Source organism: Ruminococcus sp. B05 (genome assembly GCF_003628495.1).
Classification (GTDB): Bacteria; Bacillota; Clostridia; order Lachnospirales; family Lachnospiraceae; genus Schaedlerella; species Schaedlerella hominis.
Genome location: NZ_RBZR01000021.1, coordinates 14,539 through 32,474, shown reverse-complemented (window position 1 = coordinate 32,474; position 17,936 = coordinate 14,539). Strand labels below are relative to the sequence as shown.

Sequence of the window (17,936 nt, the reverse complement as noted above, 5' to 3'; positions counted from 1 at the left end):
TTATCACCTACTACAAATCTTTTCTTTTAAATAAAAAATACAGTATGCCGGGAAAACAATCCTTGTTTTTAGTGAAAATAATAGTATTTTTTGTGCAATGCTAAGTACACCAGATTTTTTTTCATATTTTAGTACATAATTTGATTCACCTTTTTTGAAAAAAAGTTTTTTCTTCTCATCATACTTTAATTTGGACATAAATAGTTCTCTTGAATATTCAACAAAATTTTGAATATACCTATTATAAATTTCAGGAAGACAATTTTCTGCATCATTAGTAACCAATAATTTCAAAATATGCTCGTTTATTCTATTATAAATATCCATTTTATCTTTTCTGAATCGTTTACTCAGCGTTCCTGAATCATATTGTCTATATATGTATCCAGTATTTTTTATACATTTAATGGTTTTGATATTTTCAAGATACGTTAATACAAATTCCGCATCTTCACCATATGAAATATCTGTCGGAAATGTAATATTCCACTTTTCGATTATTTTTCTATCAAATAATTTAAAGCAAGGTCCCAACAGATAAGGTGGAATTAAAAAATCGATCAGGCGATTGCAAAACTCTCTTATCTTCCCTGAAAATTCAGGACAAAAATACTCATATTTGGTATTTTTATTCATATCATTAACTATATACCCGCACATTACAAAATCAGAATTCTCTCCTTCATCTGTAAGCATTTCGATAAGATTTGGAGTTATAACATCATCCGAATCCACAAAGACAATTTTGTCAGATTCGCACATTTTCAAACCCTTATTCCTCGCCGTAGACACTCCACTATTTTTCAAAGAACAATATCTAATTCTTTTATCATTCCGAGAATACTTTTCAATAATCTCTAAACTATTATCTGTAGACCCATCATTTACTAAAATGATCTCTAAATTTTTGTATGTTTGTGCAATCACACTTTCTATACACTCTCCTAAAAATTCGGAAGAATTATAAACAGGTATTATTATTGCTACTTTCTCATTCATAATCTTTATTTTCGCTTTCTTTTCGCATCTTTCAATTTTTTACTAATCTCTGTTCAAAATCTTCATTATTATCATTGCCTGATAATATACAAGCAGAAATCAGCATAAAAAAGTACCAGCTAAACCACTGCCAATCAGAAGATAAAACAAGAACAAAAATAACAAGAAAAACAATATTTTCTCTCCGTATTCTCTTTATCATATTTAATACACATATAATCAAATAACTTACGCCTAGTATTCCACAATTGAGAAGTGTTGTTACCCAAACATTACCATAAGATTTTACATTAAATAAATTTCCATATTGTGCAATTCCCACACCAAACATTTTTTGCATAATAGAATATCGATTAAATAATTCCACATGTCCAACAATTCTATATTTTGTTGAACTCATTCTTGCACCATTTAAATCTGAATTAAAATTAGTAAAACGCTTCATTATGTATGCTATAGAATCACCAACCGCTTCATTTGAATTACTTACCACGACAAGTCCTACAATAAAAACACCTATTAAAAGCAAAATTCTTCTAGTCATCTTTGAAGACAAATCTATTCTATTTTTCATAATTAGTATCATAACAGTTGTTGTAATAAGTATAATAATCGCTACTACTGACGTAGTCATCAACATCGCAACAGCATATAATAACATTCTTTTAATTTTTTCTTCTTTAAAGGCTTGCACATACGCTACAGAAACATAAATACCCAAATATGAAGCCTCTTGGAATATTCCGTTTGGTCGTATATCTCCTGTATTTACATCAATATAACCAGCCCAACCATCATACTTTCCCAATGCAAGGCCTGGAATTTTTCCATCCCACATTGATATTCCTACATATCCACTTATAAACTGTAATATTACAAGTATTGAAGCAACAATAGCTATCAATTCAAGCCAATACAGAAATTTATCTCTACATGGTGTCTTCCATAAATAATTCAAGCAGATTGCATAAATCAACCATACACTCAAATTTTTGAATGAATTCACCATATCAGTATTACTTGCTAAATTTCCAAATATACCGATGATTCCCAGTCCTAATAACCATATACATAAGAATCCTGTTTTTCTTTCAATCTTATATGATTTTGAAAAACACAGCATTGTCAGAAATAGCATAACTATATCATTAATTTTTAAAGTAAATCCGCTACCGATTTCTACCACTATATAAGGATCTAGAACTGGAGCAAGGGCAAAGAAAAACCCCACGGCTCCCGTTAAAGAGATTATACCAAATCTTCTCTTATTTACTTCCATACTTCTCCTCCAAAAGTTCGCCCATTTTTTCTTTATATTTTTTTATATAATATTGAGGATTATAGTATGTGTTAAATAATTCCATATATTCAGAAATTAATTTATTCGTATCTATTTCTTCACCTAACAGTTTTTGCAATTTCTCTGACGGATTAAAATCTGACACTGGCACAACATATTCAAAATCATTTGTCCTATTATAAAAATCTTTTAAATATTTGCTAAAAACAGGAATAACTCCAGCAGATAAATATGATGATAATTTTGTAGGTGTTGCTACACGATTAACTGGGACATCATTTCGTAAGACAAACCCAAACTTTACATCAGCTAATGCTTCTGACATCATTTCAGGTGCAACTGATGCTACTGTACAGTTTTTTATATTTTTTGTTTCTACTATTCTTCTAGCTTCTTCTTCAGCAAAAGTAAATATTTTTAATTCTGTATGCGGATCAATAGCCTCAATTTTTTTATAAAAGTCAAGTGTTTCTTCAAAGCATTGCCATTCGCTTAAAGATCCTACATAAGTAAATATATTCTTTTCATATTTTCTTTCATTTACTTGAAGTGTTTCTGTTCTGCTAACATTAAAGCAAGGCATAATAAAACATTTTCTATCTGTACTAATGTCAAATTTACCTTCTTCAAATTTTTTCATTTCCTTAGAAACATAAAAAATCGCCATTGCTTTTTTCATAGCAAATTTTGTAATAACATCAAGGACATAACTTCTCAACTTACTTCCATTTCTCATGTAACTTTCTTCTGCATCTATTCCTTGCATCCAATAAATTTGATTTTTATACCCTTTAAAATATAATTTAACAAAATCAACGGCGGTAGGAGCAATAATAATATCCTCTCTTTTACACTGTTTCAAATCCACATCATCTTCATATTTTTTTTCACCACATGCCTCCATAAGCGAAGCAATAACATCTAAATAATAATCTGTGACTTCTGCATTTGTACTTGAACTTCTTACTATCTTAATCATTTTTCCTCTATCCATTTACTATATCAATTAATTTTTTCATTGCATTCGCAGGCAAATATCTCTTAGCTTCGGATACGCAATTCTGTCTCATCAAATTCCATTTTTTTATATCACTATCAATTGACATTATTGCAGCTTTTAATTCACTTATACTATGTGTTTTAAAAATCACGCCTGTCATTCCTGATTTAATTATTTCCGAATTATATTTCCAATCACTTGCAATAACTGGAAGACCTGCTGCGAAAGCGTCAATAATCGTACCAGCAAATCCTTCTCCTTCATAATATGTAGGGAATAGCAATGCATCATATTCTTTCAATACTTTTGTGCTCTGACTAAACGGCACCATTCCTTTATACCTTATATATTGAGGTGCCAAAGTTTGTAGTTTTTCAAACCATTCTTTTTGGTTATCTTCAATCTGACCATATACATCTAACTCAGCAAAAACATCGTTATGCATAGAGTTTATCTCACATACCGCTTGAACCGCATCTTCGATTCCTTTTTCTTTCGTCACCCTGGAAAAAGTACATAAACGATATGGCTTGGTACCTGTATATTTTATTGTTTTAGCATCCAATATATCCAATTCTTTACAATTCGGAATAACATCTATATTATTATATCCCTGACTTTCTAGTTGTTCCTTCATCGAGAATGTTTCAACAAAAATAGAATTTATTTTTTTTAAAAATATGCCTAACCATTTTCTTTTTTTTACAAATTCTGGTAACCATCCACCTATTACATCATAATAAATGTTTCTTTTAAACACGCTATTAAATCCAATCAACAATGGAGCAATAATTCGCAATCCATTCTCTGCTGGAAGAATGATTATATTTTCGGCATTCTTTAATGCATTTAACACAATAATTGGAGTTTTCACCAGCGTTTTCATGCCTCCATATGTATCGATTTTCATAACTTCATCGCAGCCAAGAGATTTTTCCAATTCTTTGTATACAATTTTAGTTTTTACCGTTTGCCCATTCAATAAATCCAATGTATCAGCAAAACATCCTATGATACATACTTTTCTCACAAATTTTCCTCCCACTTTTCATTACTATTCTCTCCAATTAATGTTCTCCTTTATCTTTTTAGCAGGAACACCACCATACAATACATTTTCTTTATCAATTGTATTCGTTAATAATGCGCCATACGCAACAACTGAATTTTTTTGAATACAAACCCCTTTCAACAATGTTGCATATGCACATACCCATACGTGATCTTTTATAATTATTTTTTTTGAAATAATCGAATCTTTACCGTTTTCTACCACATAATGTCCATCATTATTTTTTATCGTGACATTCCATCCCAAAACAACATTATTACCGATTTTTATATCAGCGTCAGAACAATCAATTGTAGTTGAGTAATTGCATCTAAATTTATCACCTAAAATAAGTTTTGCATTATTAGCACATATAACACATCCCTGTGATAATCCTAAATCTTTTCCAACCTGGATTACCCCCCCCCCGTTCAACACAAAGTAAGCTCTTAGGTGATTCTCTCCTTGATGTTATCGAATCACCAAAACCTATTCTCATTGAGCAAGTAGATAAATCATTATCCTTTGTCAAAAATGTTTTTCTATTTATCCCTGACAACTTCACATGATAAGATACAATATATGGTAATCTGATAGCCTGCGTTACTGGCAATACTTTAAAATTAAAATATATTGTTTTGGGAATAGACATTATTATTTCTATCAGATGAGTTTTTAAAAACCTTTTTGAGTATTGATTCATATTGCACCACCTATTTCATACTACTTTTAACATACTTCCATTTTTTAAAACAACCAAACAGCAAATTTCTTCCCGTATTGAACAAACTCTTTGCCATTCCCATATTTTCAGCTTCATTATAAAGCTTGTAATGCCATCCAATCATTGTTTTAATACTATGCGTACTTACACTCCCAACACGGCCTTTTCGATATTGTGCTAAATATTCATCTAACAAATAACAGTCTGCCTTTTTACATACTTTTAGCCACATAGCATAATCATTATTTTTCTTAATATCTTCAATCTGGATGAGTCCAACCTTATTCGCATCAAACATAACAGTAAGACATCCCGGCCAACAGTAATTAAACATTCCTGTCTTTGTAATCTTCTTAGGACCAGTAACTTTTATGCCCGTTCTATTTCCATCAACATCAATTTCTTCATAATTTGTATAAGAAAATGAATATCCATTGTTTTTCATAAAATTAATCTGTTTCTCAAGTTTATCAGACATCCAGAGATCATCTGAATCAAGAAAAGCAATCCATTGTCCTCTGGCCTCTCGTAATGCTTTGTTACGGCTTATAGCAGCTCCAGAATTTTCTTCATTTTTTAAATATTTGATTCGAGAATCTGTGATTTTAGCAAGTACTTCTTCTGTTTCATCAGTTGAACAATCATCTACAATAATCAGTTCCCATTTAGTATAAGTTTGATTTAAAACCGACTGTATTGATTCTTTTATATAGGAAGCTGTATTATAAGAAGGCATAATAATCGAAACCAAGTTTTCTTCTCTAAACATTCCATCACTTTTATTTAAAATTCGTTTAGCCTCTGTTTGTTTTTTATCATATTCTTCAGAAGTTATTTTTTTATTTTTTAAAAGATAATCTCCTAAATCTTCCGCTGTTGCCATATCTCCATCTGTAATTCCCTCCTGTTTAATAAAAGCAGTTTTTACAGTTTTTAATATAATACCTAAATCTTCTAACAATGACACATTTTCTATATATTTCAAATCCCAGTCCAATTTATCTTCCCACTTAATTGCATTTCTTCCATTCACCTGAGCCAATCCACTCAATCCAGGTTTTGCGGTGTGGCGCATACGTTGCTCTTTTGTCATAAATGTAAGATCTCTGACCAACTGTGGTCGCGGACCGCAAATTGAAAGTGTCCCATTCAAAATATTAAAAGCCTCTGGAAGTTCATCAAGACTTGTACTTCTAAGCCACTTGCCAAATGAGGTTAACCGCACTTCATCTGGTAATAGTTCTCCATTTTCATCTCTCTCATCTGTCATCGTACGGAATTTATACATTTTAAAAATAGTTTCTTTGCCATCTTCTCCAATCAAACCTGGACGATCCTGAGTAAACAATACCGGACTTCCAAGTTTGAATCTGACAAGAATTGCAACACCTATATATAATGGGCTAAAACATATAATCGCTGCTGATGCACAAACAATATCTATTACTCTTTTAACGTATTTCTCATAAAATCCCATTTTACGTGTCGGAATTGCTTCTATGTTTTCAGCTTTATAAATGGTTTTTTTCGCTTTTTTCTTCATAATCCAAGTTGCTACCGCAGTTCCACCAACAATAGATGATGCTATAATTCCAACTATTTTTTTCTTTGACACTATAATCTCTCCCACAATATATTTCTATTCAAAACAAGCTCTAATCACTTCAATAATTCTATCCTGCTGCTCTGCCGTCATTTTATTATCACTTGGCAGGCATAATCCTCTTGTAAAAATGTCCATTCCTACATCTGCCACTCCACCTGCAATATACGCATTTGATCTTGCACGTCCATTACCATTTCTGACAATAAACGGATTTAAACGATAAATCGGCTGCATATGCATTGGTTTCCAAATCGGTCTGCCCTCTGCATTAATAGATGCAATTGCCTCCAGAATTTCAGTCGGACACGTTTTTCCGGCTTCTTTGACATAGCAGACATCCTGCTCTCCACGAACCTGTTTACACATCGCATCTTCATCAATAATCAAGCAGGAAAGCCAATAGTTTGGTTCTGAATTTTCCAGATCCATTGGGTTCATGGATACTGGCAAATCCTTTAATCCCTCTTTGTATCTTTCGTAGATTGCTTTTTTCTGTGCAATATGTTCATCCAGATAAGGAAACTGTCCACGAACAACACCAGCAACCACATTACTCATCCGATAGTTGTATCCCAGTTCTTCATGCTGATACCATGCAGCATTTTCTCTCGCCTGAGTTGACCACTTACGAACCTTATTTGCTGCTTCTTCATCATCTGTCAGGAAGCATCCACCAGCACTACCAGTAATAATCTTGTTTCCATTAAAGGAAATCGTATTATACTTTCCAAATGTGCCAGTCTGTACTCCCTTATATGTAGCTCCCATAGATTCTGCAGCATCTTCTACCAGAATTGCATTATGTTTCTTGATAACGGCATTTAATTCGTCTACTTTTCCTGGTGTTCCATAAAGGTGAGCAACTACTACTACCTTCGTATCCGGATAAATTTCAAATGCTTTTTCAAGTGCCACCGGGTCCATATTCCATGTGTCATATTCCGTGTCAATGAATACCGGTTCACCGCCCTCGTAAACAACAGGATTTACAGTGGCATCAAAAGTCATATCTGAACAAAAAACTTTCTTTCCTTCCAATGCACCATGTCCAACTTTTGGCATACCATATGCTTCAATACCAGCTAATTTCATAGCAAGATGCAATGATGCTGTTCCGGCAGATAATGCAACTGCATGTTTGCATCCAATATATTCACATGCCATTCTTTCAACTTCGTTGATATTTTTTCCAACTGTGGACATCCAGTTTGTTTCATACGCTTCTTTCACATATTCAATTTCCGGACCATGCATAGTCGGACTGCTCAACCAAACCTTTGATTCAAATTTTTCAAAATTATTGTTCTCTTTAAACATATGTAATTACCTCTTTTATATCGCTCCATGTTGTGGTTATTCTTTATGCAATCTCTTTGTTTACCTCTTCTGGTGTCTTAAATGTTGGTACAACACTTCGGAGAGCTTCTTTTGCAATCAAATCATCACCTGTATCACAGGCATCTCTAAGAACTTTGATTTTTTTATAAATCTCTTCTTTATTTAAAGCTGTATCTCTTTCAATAAAAATCATACTATTATCCGTTTTATCCAGTTCCTCTGTCTTAACCAAAAGCTCCTCATACAGCTTCTCGCCCGGTCTTAATCCCGTTTCAATAATTTCAATTCCCTGTACACCAGACAGACGAATCATATTCTCTGCCAGATCCATAATCTTTACTGGCTGTCCCATGTCAAGAACAAACAGCTCTCCATTATTGGCAATCGCACCACTCTGAAGAACAAGCTGTGATGCTTCTGGAATTGTCATAAAATATCTGATGATTCGTTTATCTGTAACTGTAACCGGTCCCCCATTAGCAATCTGGCGTTTAAATAATGGAATAACCGATCCGGCACTGCCAAGTACATTTCCAAAACGAGTCGCACTGTATCTTACTTTTCCATGAGTACTTGCGCTTTGAACGATCATCTCGCACATTCTCTTAGTTGCACCCATTACGTTTGTCGGATTAACCGCTTTATCCGTGGATACCATCATAAAGCGTTCCGCACCATACTCCTCACAAAGCTCCACCAGATTCTGTGTACCAAATACATTGTTGTAAATGGCTTCTACACAGTTATGCTCCATCAATGGGACATGCTTGTGAGCGGCTGCATTGATAATGATCTGTGGATGATATTTTTCAAATACTCTTTCAAGAGCTTTTCTATGAGTGATGGAACAAATTTCAATCTGCAAATCCAGCTTATTTCCATATGCGATCTTCAATTCCTGCTGAACATCATATGCACCATTTTCATAAATATCTAAGATAATGATCTTCTTCGGATTCATCTTGGCCAACTGTCTGCACAGTTCTGACCCAATAGAACCGCCACCACCTGTGATCAGTACGACTTTATCTTTGTAATATGCATTGGTACGCTCATCCGAAACAACTAAAGGTTTTCTAAATAAAAGCTCCTCAATATCAAATTCTCGAAGATGACGTTTTCCTCCTGCCGCATACATAGTCGGATAATCATATACTTTTAATTTGTATCCCGCATTCTTGTAATACTCATAAAGAGTTTTCTTCTTTGCTGCATCCATTGATGGGATTGCAAAAATGATTTCCTGTACTTCAAATTCGCCTAACTTCTTAAAAGTTGCTTCCGTTTCAGACCAAACCGGAATGCCATGTATATCTCGTCCAACTTTTTCCTTATTAATATCAATAAAACATCTTGGTACATACGCTGCTTCTGAATTGTTCAAAAGTTCTTCTGCCAAACTCACACCAACTCGTCCAGCACCAATAATTGCAACTTTGATCTTCTGCACTTCTTTTTCATTTCCAGCTTCAATACCAGAAAATACATGCAATAATATAGAAAGAATTTTTCCTCTTGTTGTCTCCTGGTTTCCACATTTGTATGCATAGCGATACATCATGCGAAGCGCCAATGCTCCTAATAAATTCAAGCTAACCAATGAAAGTAATCTTGCAAATGTAATTTTTTGAACTGGAAGTAGGAGTTCCAGACATAGATACGCCACAAAAGCGATAGAGTCAGTAAACAGCAAGCGGATATAACACTGAATCCCACCATATCTCCATACTTGCCCGTAAATTTTACCTATTAGACGTGCTGTGAAAATACACAAAACAGAAAGACCTACTTGTTGAAAGATCCCAACAGTTGATAATTTATCCATTCCTCCATATAACACCAGGAGTATAACTGCTACTAATGCATATACAATCAAATCATACCCGACAAGCGTCCAGCGTATGTTTGGCGTGTTATTTTGTTTTGCCTGTTTCATATCCATCTTTGTTTCATTTGTACTATTCATCGTGTACCCCCCCCCACGAAAATCAGGGCGGTTTCATCCTTCCTATAATTATTGAACCTTATCATTCCTTTGTTAATGACGTAAACAGAACACTTCCTTGTTCTGTGCTTGTGTTCATTGCAACCATACTTGTTGATTTCACAATTGTTCCTGATTTTAATGTGCAACTATCTCCAATAAAACAATATGGTTCTACCACCACATTGGCACCAATGACCGTTGCCTGCCCAATAGTACTTCCACAGCCGACAACAGCCCTTGGCTCAACAATACAGCCAGGCATTAAATTAGCTGATGGGGAAATAGTAGAATCCATATGAAATAAAACTGGAATATTGTAAAGTGCCTCCAACTTTTTATTCCACTCAAGTCTTTCTGTTCCATCGTCACATGCAGCTATTGCACAGTTATATTCCGGATAAAAACTTTCCACATCCTCCAGTTTTCCAATAGCTCCTTCTCTGTCATTATCTACAAAGGAGATTTCCTCAAAGCAACCCATTGACTCTGCTATCTCTTTTACATAATCTCCATATCTTTTAGAGGCTACAATTAATAATTTTCTTCCCATTTTCAACACGCTCCTCATAATTATTTGTTTTTATTAGGTAAGTTCTTTAACACGACGACTAGCCTGTGAATGTTCTTTTTAAAGAGCATCCGCAGGCTAGGTCAAACCTCCTTATCATAATTTTTCAGCTTACAGTGTGGGTCAAAATAAGCATCCAAGAAACCATTCTTTTATATTTGTTCCCCCGCTCAATCGACACAACACAAAGAAAAATTATCATAACAAAATTCGACTAAGCCAGCGAAACCCCTGTAAAATCAATGTTTTTCTTGGTTGTTCCTATTATACCGCTATCTCCTTTTAAAATATTTATTAATTCAGGTAATTCATCTAATGATGTGCTTCTAAGTAATCTTCCATACTTATTTAATCTAACATCATCGGGAAGTAAATTTCCTTCTATATCTTTACGATTGTCCATTGTTCTAAACTTAATAAGATTAAATATTTTTTCGTCTTTACCAGGTCTTTTCTGTGTAAAAAAAGGATTACCATGCATAAAGATTGTTCCAAACATCATAAGAACTAAAAGAATTGGTGATAATACAATGAGTGCAAGTAAGCTTAAAATAAAATCTAAACATCTTTTAAAACATTTTTTATACATCCCTATCTCCTATTCAAAACATGCTCTTACTATTTCCATTACTTTATCCTGTTCTTCAATAGTCATCTTATTATCAGATGGTAAACATAATCCTCTACTAAAAAGATCATATCCTACACTTTCTTTTCTTCCTGGAATATATGCATCTGTGCAACCACGAATTGATCCCTCTTTAGTAATAGCATCGCAACTTCTAAAGATTGGCTGTAGGCTAAGTGGTTTCCAAATTGGTCTTCCTTCTGCATTATATTTAGCAAGTGTTTCTAAGATTTCTGTTGGACAACTCTTTCCATGCTCAGATACATATAAAGCATGATGTTCGCCCCTTATCTGTCTACACATTGCATCCTTATCAATCAAAATGCATGATAACCAGAAGTTGGGATCACTATTATCTTCATCATATGGATTCATGGTAACTGGTAAACCTTTAAGCCCTTCTTTGTATCTTTCATAGATAGCTTTTTTCTGTGCAATATGTTCTTCTAGGTAAGGAATCTGTCCTCTAACAACACCGGCAATAACATTACTCATACGGTAATTGTATCCAATCTCCTCATGCTGATACCATGGAGAATTTTCTCTTGCCTGAGTTGACCATTTTCGTACTTTATTAGCATCGTCTAAACTATCTGTTAAGAACATTCCACCTGAAGAACCAGTTATGATCTTGTTACCATTAAAACTAATGCAGTTGTAATCTCCAAATGTTCCTGTCTGTACACCTTTATAAGTTCCACCTAAACTTTCTGCAGCATCCTCCACTAATAATGCATTATGTTTCTTTACAACTGCCCTAATTTCATCCATCTTAGCTGGTGTACCATACAAATTGGCAACAACTACAAGTTTTGCATCCGGATAAATTTCAAATGCTTTTTCAAGAGCTTCCGGATCCATATTCCATGTATCTCTTTCACTATCAATGAAAACAGGAATACCACCCTCATATACAATAGGGTTAATTGTCGCACAAAATGTTAAATCGCTTGTCAGAACTTTTTTCTTATATAATGATCCTTTACCCAATTTAGGCATTCCATATAAATGTTCGCCAGCTAATCTCATAGCAAGATGTAAAGACGCAGTACCTGCAGATAAGCCAATTGCATATTTGCATCCTACTTTTTCAGCAATCTGACATTCTACTTCTGTAATATTTTTACCTACAGTAGACATCCAGTTTGTTTCATACGCTTCTGTCATATACTGTAATTCATCACCATGCATTGTTGGTGATGAAAGCCATACCTTATTTTCAAATTTCTCAAAATTAATTTTCTCTGGATTAAACATTTTACTCTCTCCTATAGTTATTATGCGGGGTTAAAATTTCCATTATTAATTCTTTCTATAAATACAAATCGACTTTTATACAACGTAAAAGTCCATTGCTATTTCTTTTATATTTTTAAATACGACAAAAAGCCCGAACAGATATTGCTATCCAGTACAGGCTATGTCGAAAATTTTCCTCTTGTAATTTGCTCTATTCTTAGGGTTAAATTGAGCTTCAAAGAAAGTCACCATAGCGATTATCCGAACCACTTTTAACCTTTTGGAATAGGGAGAATTTACAAAATCAAACTTCCGGCTAAAGCCGTCCAATCGTTGATTTTACGGGATTTATCTAAGAATTTATCCCTATTATATCGTTTAACTTATATTTTTACTTATATCGCTTTACTTATATAAATATCGATATACCTTCTTTTCAAACTTTTCAAATCTTTCATTATTTACGAAAGCCATATTTTTACTCCTTACCTTTTAAATCTACACATTCCTACTTTCCACTCGGATGCTCTCCCGCTGGCTTGAACGTTGTCACAACGCTTTCCACCATCTCTACAATCTCCTCGCTGTTCTCGTAACTAGCCATTGCCAGTTCTTCCAACTGTCCAAGGAATTCTTTTGTATCAAACGGGATTGGTTTACCGATATGGATTAATTCATTTTCCGTTCTCTCCAGACCTTCTTCAGCCATCAGCTTCTCTTCAAACAGTTTTTCTCCCGGACGTAACCCGCTGTATACAACTCGGATATCTTCATCTGGTTTATATCCCGACAATTTGATAAGGTTTCTTGCCAATGTATCAATCTTCATCGGCTCTCCCATATCCAGCACGAAGATTTCTCCGCCTTTTGCATAAGTTCCTGCCTGAAGTACCAGACTGACCGCCTCTGGGATTGTCATGAAGTAACGAATGATATCTGGATGTGTAACCGTTACCGGACCACCATTTTCAATCTGTTTTTTGAATAATGGAATGACTGAACCATTACTTCCAAGTACATTTCCAAAACGAACGGCAACAAAATCTGTTTTTCCTTTACCATATGCAGCCGCATTTTCTTCTACATTTACAGTCATATGGTCTTCCGGGTCCGGAACTATCTGTCCATTCACATGTTTATCTTCATGTTCATGTAAGAATGGAAGCCATTCTGTATGACCGGATTTACTGATCTTGTCCATACTCTGGATGACCATTTCACAGAGACGCTTGCTCGCTCCCATAATATTTGTCGGGTTTACGGCTTTATCTGTACTGATCAGTACGAATCTCTCTGTTCCATTCTTCAGTGCTGCGTAGGCTGTCTTGTAAGTTCCTACTACATTGTTTTTAATTGCTTCATTCGGGCTTGTCTCCATAAGCGGTACATGCTTATGTGCTGCCGCATGATATACAATCTGTGGTTTATATGTTTCAAACACCTGATTGATTCTTTTACTGTCACGTACTGAACCGATCAGAACCTTCAAGTTTAATTCTGGATATTTTCGTCTTAATTCCTGCTCGATATCATATGCATTGTTCTCATAGATATCAAATATAATCAACTGTTTCGGTTCATGTGCCGCAATCTGACGGCACAGCTCGCTTCCGATTGAACCGCCACCACCTGTTACGAGAATTACTTTTCCTTTAAGGTACTGGAAGATTTCTTCCATATTTACTTTGATTGTATCTCGCCCAAGTAAATCTTCAATCGCAACCGGTCTCATTTTGCTCATGGACACTTCGCCATTTGCCAGCTGAAAGATTCCCGGAAGCTGTTTTAATTCACAATCTGTTTCTTTACATATATTTAAGATTTCTCTTCTTGCCTGTGCACTTGCAGTCGGTATCGCAAATAAAATCTGGTCAATCTTATATTTCTTCACATTGATGAGAATATCTTCACGACCCCCGACAATCGGCACGCCTTCCATAACACGACCCCATTTATTTGGGTTATCATCTATCACGCAGCAAGCTTTTGATTTTACCTCTCCTGAGCTTTTCAGCTCTCTGATTAAAGTCTGACCTGCTGCACCGGCACCGATGATCATTGCATTATGTAATGGGTTCGCCTCTTTCTCTCGTCTGCCACGCTCTAAATTCATATAGCGGTATGAAAAACGAATTGTCAATGTAAGTCCAAACTGTAAAACCGATCCGATTATATAGTAAGATAATGGCATACGCTGAATAAATGCTGTCATTCCTACTATATTAAAGATAGTTGTAATCACAGATGCAACAATTACTCTGTTCAGTTCGCTAAAGCTTGCGAATCTCCACAAGCTGTTATAGAGACGTAATTGTGCAAATACAAAAATCGTAAATACTGTATGTATCGGTGCAAACTTCAAGAATGCACTCATATACTCTGCCGGAATACTTGTGAAGTGCAAATCAAAACGCAGCCACAATCCAAAAAAGTAGGCAAAGTTAATTGCGAGCACATCATATATCATCAGATATAATGCTATCATCTGCCAGTGTTCAATTTTCTTTTTTTTCATCTTTCTTTATCTTGATTTGATACTCCACTCATATTTTTTCTTCTCTTCCTTTAAACCTTATTACCTTTATCCTTTAATTTCCATTTAATATCTCATTCATCTTTGCACTAATGCTCTGTACCACTGCTTCATCCGGCCACATCACATACAGTGGCTGGTCTCCTGATGAATAACATGCTTGTGTATCTCCGTTTCCTGATGCTGCCTGAGATTCAATAGTCCAGCTTGCACCATCATTCAACTGCATCTTAATAAATTTCGCCATCTCTTCCTGTGTCATATTAGTCTGTACACTGTCGCTGACATCTGCAATCAATGCACTTGCATTAGACAAAATTGCAGGTGACATTGCTTTATTTAAAATCGCTGTCAGAACCTTCTGTTGGTCTTTTCCTCTCTGATTATCTCCATCTTCAAAACTGTAACGTTCTCTTGAGAATGCCAATGCCTGTTTTCCGTCAAGATGATTCATTCCCTTTTTAAACTGATATCCTCCTGCTGTAAACTCAAAATCCGAGTCCACATCCACGCCGCCTAATGTATCTACGATTTTAACCAGCGACGAAAAGTTTACTCTTGCATAATAAGAAATATCAATGCCATACAACTGCTCTAATGTTCGCATAGATGCATCCACGCCATAAATGCCTGCATGTGTCAGCTTATCTCTCTGCTCTCCTGAAATATCCGGTATCTGTACGTAATAATCACGTGGTGTTGTTGTCAGTAAAATCTTCTTTGTATTTGGGTTTACTGTCATAATAATATTGACATCACTTCGGCTGTTTGTTGCGATTGGACCATCTACATCAATACCGCTTATGTATACATTAAATGGTTCTCCTACATCTGCTGTTTCCTGTTCGAGTTCTGTCTCAATTCCATAGTGATATAAAACACGTACTTTGTCGGAATAATCTTCAATTGAATCTGTGATCAGGCCATCTAATGCCTGATTATAAATTGCCGCATCTACCCTACCTTCTAATAAAGCATTTGCAAGTTCCTGAACAGTACCATACTGCTCTACTTTAACTTCGCGTCCCAATGCCTTGTTAATGTTATCCAGCATTGTCTGTGTGTTTTCCTGGTCTACAGCAGTCTGTGTACCAAAGCGATACATCGAAGCATCCATCAGATTCGATGCCGGGTTGTCTTTTTTAACAACTACGATCATATTATCTGTCTTATAATTTGCTCCACCTACATCTGCCATCAGCTTGTCTGCCTTCAACATATAGACAATTCCAATTGCCTGTAAGATACTCAGTATAATACTAAGTACAATTCCTACGATATAGACTTTATTTTTTACATATTGTAATCCGAATGTTACTCCAAATAATATTAATAATACAATGATAATTGCCACCAGATATTTCGTTGGTACCAATCCGCTGTTCCAGATAACTGCAATCAAACCGACCGCAAGAATCAACTGTATTAATGTAATCAACTTTCCTGCCATATGCAGTGTCTTCTTCTGTTCTTTCATCTGATTGATATACTCCTTCTATCCTGCTGTTTGTATCCTCTTAATGTACATATCCTACTGCACGTTCAATGTAAATGCTTTTACTTCAGATGCATTGCCATCGGAATCTATTACATAGTAATGTAATAAATAACTTCCTGGAACATTTACATCATACTGACCATCTACACTGATACGCGTTGATAATGAATCTGCATCATCATTGCCATCGGCAACACCTTTGACTACACTCATAAGGTCAAATTCTGTTCCGGCTGCAATTGTTACCTGGTCTGTTGTAAGTGCGATTACCGGTGCTTCTCCGACCGGTGTGAGATCATTGTTTGCATCTGCTTTGGCAGGCTCGTTCTGTGATGCTGCTGCCTCTCCGGATTGTTCTGTATTCTCATCCGCTATATTTTCTGTGTTAGGATGTGCATCCGTCTGTGCATTTCCATTTTCTACATAATTAACTGTTCGCTTGGCAGTTCCTACATTCTTTGCCTTGTCCATCACACCGTAATATACGATTGCTTTGCCATCTTTAATCTGCACAACGCGGTCTACAAACACTTCATCGGTAAGGTCTCCGTCTCGGTTATCTTCTGCACTGACACCTTTTAAAAGTTCTCCATAACCTTGCCCTTCTTGATATGTGAGGTCTGCTTTCTTCACTTTAATAACCGGAGCCTGTCGATCCTGACTGCCACGAACAACCAGTGCTGCACCTCCAAGTATCAGACAGCCTGCTATCAGCACAGCTACTAACTTTTCTTGTTTCATGCCTCTTCCTCAGCCTTTCCCTCTTCCTCATGACCATAATCGCCATATGAGCCATAATATTTTCCATAGTATTTTCCATAATACTTATTCTGTCCCATATCTACTTTATTTAATACTACTCCAAGGATTGGACAGCCTGATTTTTCCAACTGCTCTTTTACAACTTTTGCAAATTTATGACTGACTGTGTTTGCTGAAATTACAAGCACTGATGCATCGCTCTGTTTTGCTATAATCGCTGCATCAATAACGCTTCCCAGCGGCGGTGCATCAATAATTACATAATCATAGGCTTTTCTTGCACTTGTAAGGAGACTTTCAAATCGTTTGCCTCCTAACAGCTCGGCAGGGTTTGGCGGTACTACACCTGCGAAGATCATAACCATGTTTGTATCTTTTACACGATACATAACTTCTCCAAGCTCTGTCTGTCCTGATAAGAAATGTGACAGTCCTTTCAGTTGTCCGTTTACTTTATGTCGTCCTGCTAATACTGATTTTCTTAAATCAGCATCAATAAACAGTACTTTCTTACCTGCCTCGGCAAATGAATGTGCCACTGCGATTGTTACTGTACTCTTTCCTTCGTTTGGTGTGCAACTTGTAAACACCAATACTTTATTATCCTCTCCTGAAAACTCAATGTTGGTACGGAGAGACTTGTATGCTTCATTACTCCGATAATCTTTTTTTATTTCTTTTAATTCTATTTCCTGCATCTTTA

15 protein-coding genes are annotated in these 17,936 nt (G+C 35.4%); all 15 read right to left on the bottom strand.

Annotation, left to right across the window (positions count from 1 at the left end; translation table 11 throughout):
• Positions 1-3 precede the first annotated feature (3 nt).
• Positions 4-999 (bottom strand): glycosyltransferase family 2 protein, encoded by a 996-nt coding sequence (locus D8Q48_RS13405; protein ID WP_118062454.1) that lies wholly within the window; start codon positions 997-999, stop codon positions 4-6.
• A gap of 31 nt (positions 1,000-1,030) precedes the next feature.
• Positions 1,031-2,278, bottom strand: a complete 1,248-nt coding sequence (locus D8Q48_RS13400; RefSeq protein ID WP_118062455.1) for a hypothetical protein — start codon at positions 2,276-2,278, stop codon at positions 1,031-1,033.
• Complete coding sequence (locus tag D8Q48_RS13395) at positions 2,265-3,278, bottom strand: hypothetical protein (protein ID WP_121056796.1); 1,014 nt, start codon at positions 3,276-3,278, stop codon at positions 2,265-2,267. Before D8Q48_RS13395 ends, D8Q48_RS13400 begins: the two co-directional genes overlap by 14 nt.
• A 7-nt stretch (positions 3,279-3,285) precedes the next feature.
• The gene (locus D8Q48_RS13390; RefSeq protein WP_121056816.1) at positions 3,286-4,329 is read right to left on the bottom strand and encodes a glycosyltransferase; all 1,044 of its coding nucleotides are present in this window, start codon (positions 4,327-4,329) and stop codon (positions 3,286-3,288) included.
• Between the two features lie 24 nt (positions 4,330-4,353).
• Positions 4,354-4,788, bottom strand: a complete 435-nt coding sequence (locus tag D8Q48_RS13385; protein ID WP_121056795.1) for a hypothetical protein — start codon at positions 4,786-4,788, stop codon at positions 4,354-4,356.
• 275 nt (positions 4,789-5,063) lie between these two features.
• Complete coding sequence (locus D8Q48_RS17915) at positions 5,064-6,689, bottom strand: sugar transferase (protein ID WP_330514725.1); 1,626 nt, start codon at positions 6,687-6,689, stop codon at positions 5,064-5,066.
• 24 nt (positions 6,690-6,713) lie between these two features.
• Positions 6,714-7,997, bottom strand: coding sequence for a DegT/DnrJ/EryC1/StrS family aminotransferase (locus D8Q48_RS13375; protein ID WP_121056793.1), 1,284 nt, complete (start codon positions 7,995-7,997; stop codon positions 6,714-6,716).
• A gap of 43 nt (positions 7,998-8,040) precedes the next feature.
• Positions 8,041-9,984, bottom strand: coding sequence for a nucleoside-diphosphate sugar epimerase/dehydratase (locus tag D8Q48_RS13370; RefSeq protein WP_118062460.1), 1,944 nt, complete (start codon positions 9,982-9,984; stop codon positions 8,041-8,043).
• Between the two features lie 61 nt (positions 9,985-10,045).
• A complete protein-coding gene (locus D8Q48_RS13365) occupies positions 10,046-10,555 on the bottom strand; it encodes a hypothetical protein (protein WP_158576599.1) in 510 nt (169 codons plus the stop codon).
• A 232-nt stretch (positions 10,556-10,787) separates the two neighbouring features.
• Positions 10,788-11,162 (bottom strand): sugar transferase, encoded by a 375-nt coding sequence (locus tag D8Q48_RS13360; protein WP_121056791.1) that lies wholly within the window; start codon positions 11,160-11,162, stop codon positions 10,788-10,790.
• 9 nt (positions 11,163-11,171) lie between these two features.
• Positions 11,172-12,458, bottom strand: a complete 1,287-nt coding sequence (locus D8Q48_RS13355; RefSeq protein ID WP_121056789.1) for a DegT/DnrJ/EryC1/StrS family aminotransferase — start codon at positions 12,456-12,458, stop codon at positions 11,172-11,174.
• A gap of 490 nt (positions 12,459-12,948) precedes the next feature.
• Positions 12,949-14,955, bottom strand: a complete 2,007-nt coding sequence (locus tag D8Q48_RS13350; RefSeq protein ID WP_121056787.1) for a nucleoside-diphosphate sugar epimerase/dehydratase — start codon at positions 14,953-14,955, stop codon at positions 12,949-12,951.
• Between the two features lie 73 nt (positions 14,956-15,028).
• Entirely contained in the window at positions 15,029-16,450 is a 1,422-nt protein-coding gene (locus D8Q48_RS17820; protein ID WP_279230739.1) for an LCP family protein, read from the bottom strand.
• A 54-nt stretch (positions 16,451-16,504) separates the two neighbouring features.
• Entirely contained in the window at positions 16,505-17,212 is a 708-nt protein-coding gene (locus D8Q48_RS13340) for an immunoglobulin-like domain-containing protein (protein ID WP_121056785.1), read from the bottom strand.
• The gene (locus tag D8Q48_RS13335) at positions 17,209-17,931 is read right to left on the bottom strand and encodes a polysaccharide biosynthesis tyrosine autokinase (protein ID WP_121056783.1); all 723 of its coding nucleotides are present in this window, start codon (positions 17,929-17,931) and stop codon (positions 17,209-17,211) included. The genes D8Q48_RS13340 and D8Q48_RS13335 overlap by 4 nt, the downstream gene beginning before the upstream one ends.
• Positions 17,932-17,936: the final 5 nt, after the last annotated feature.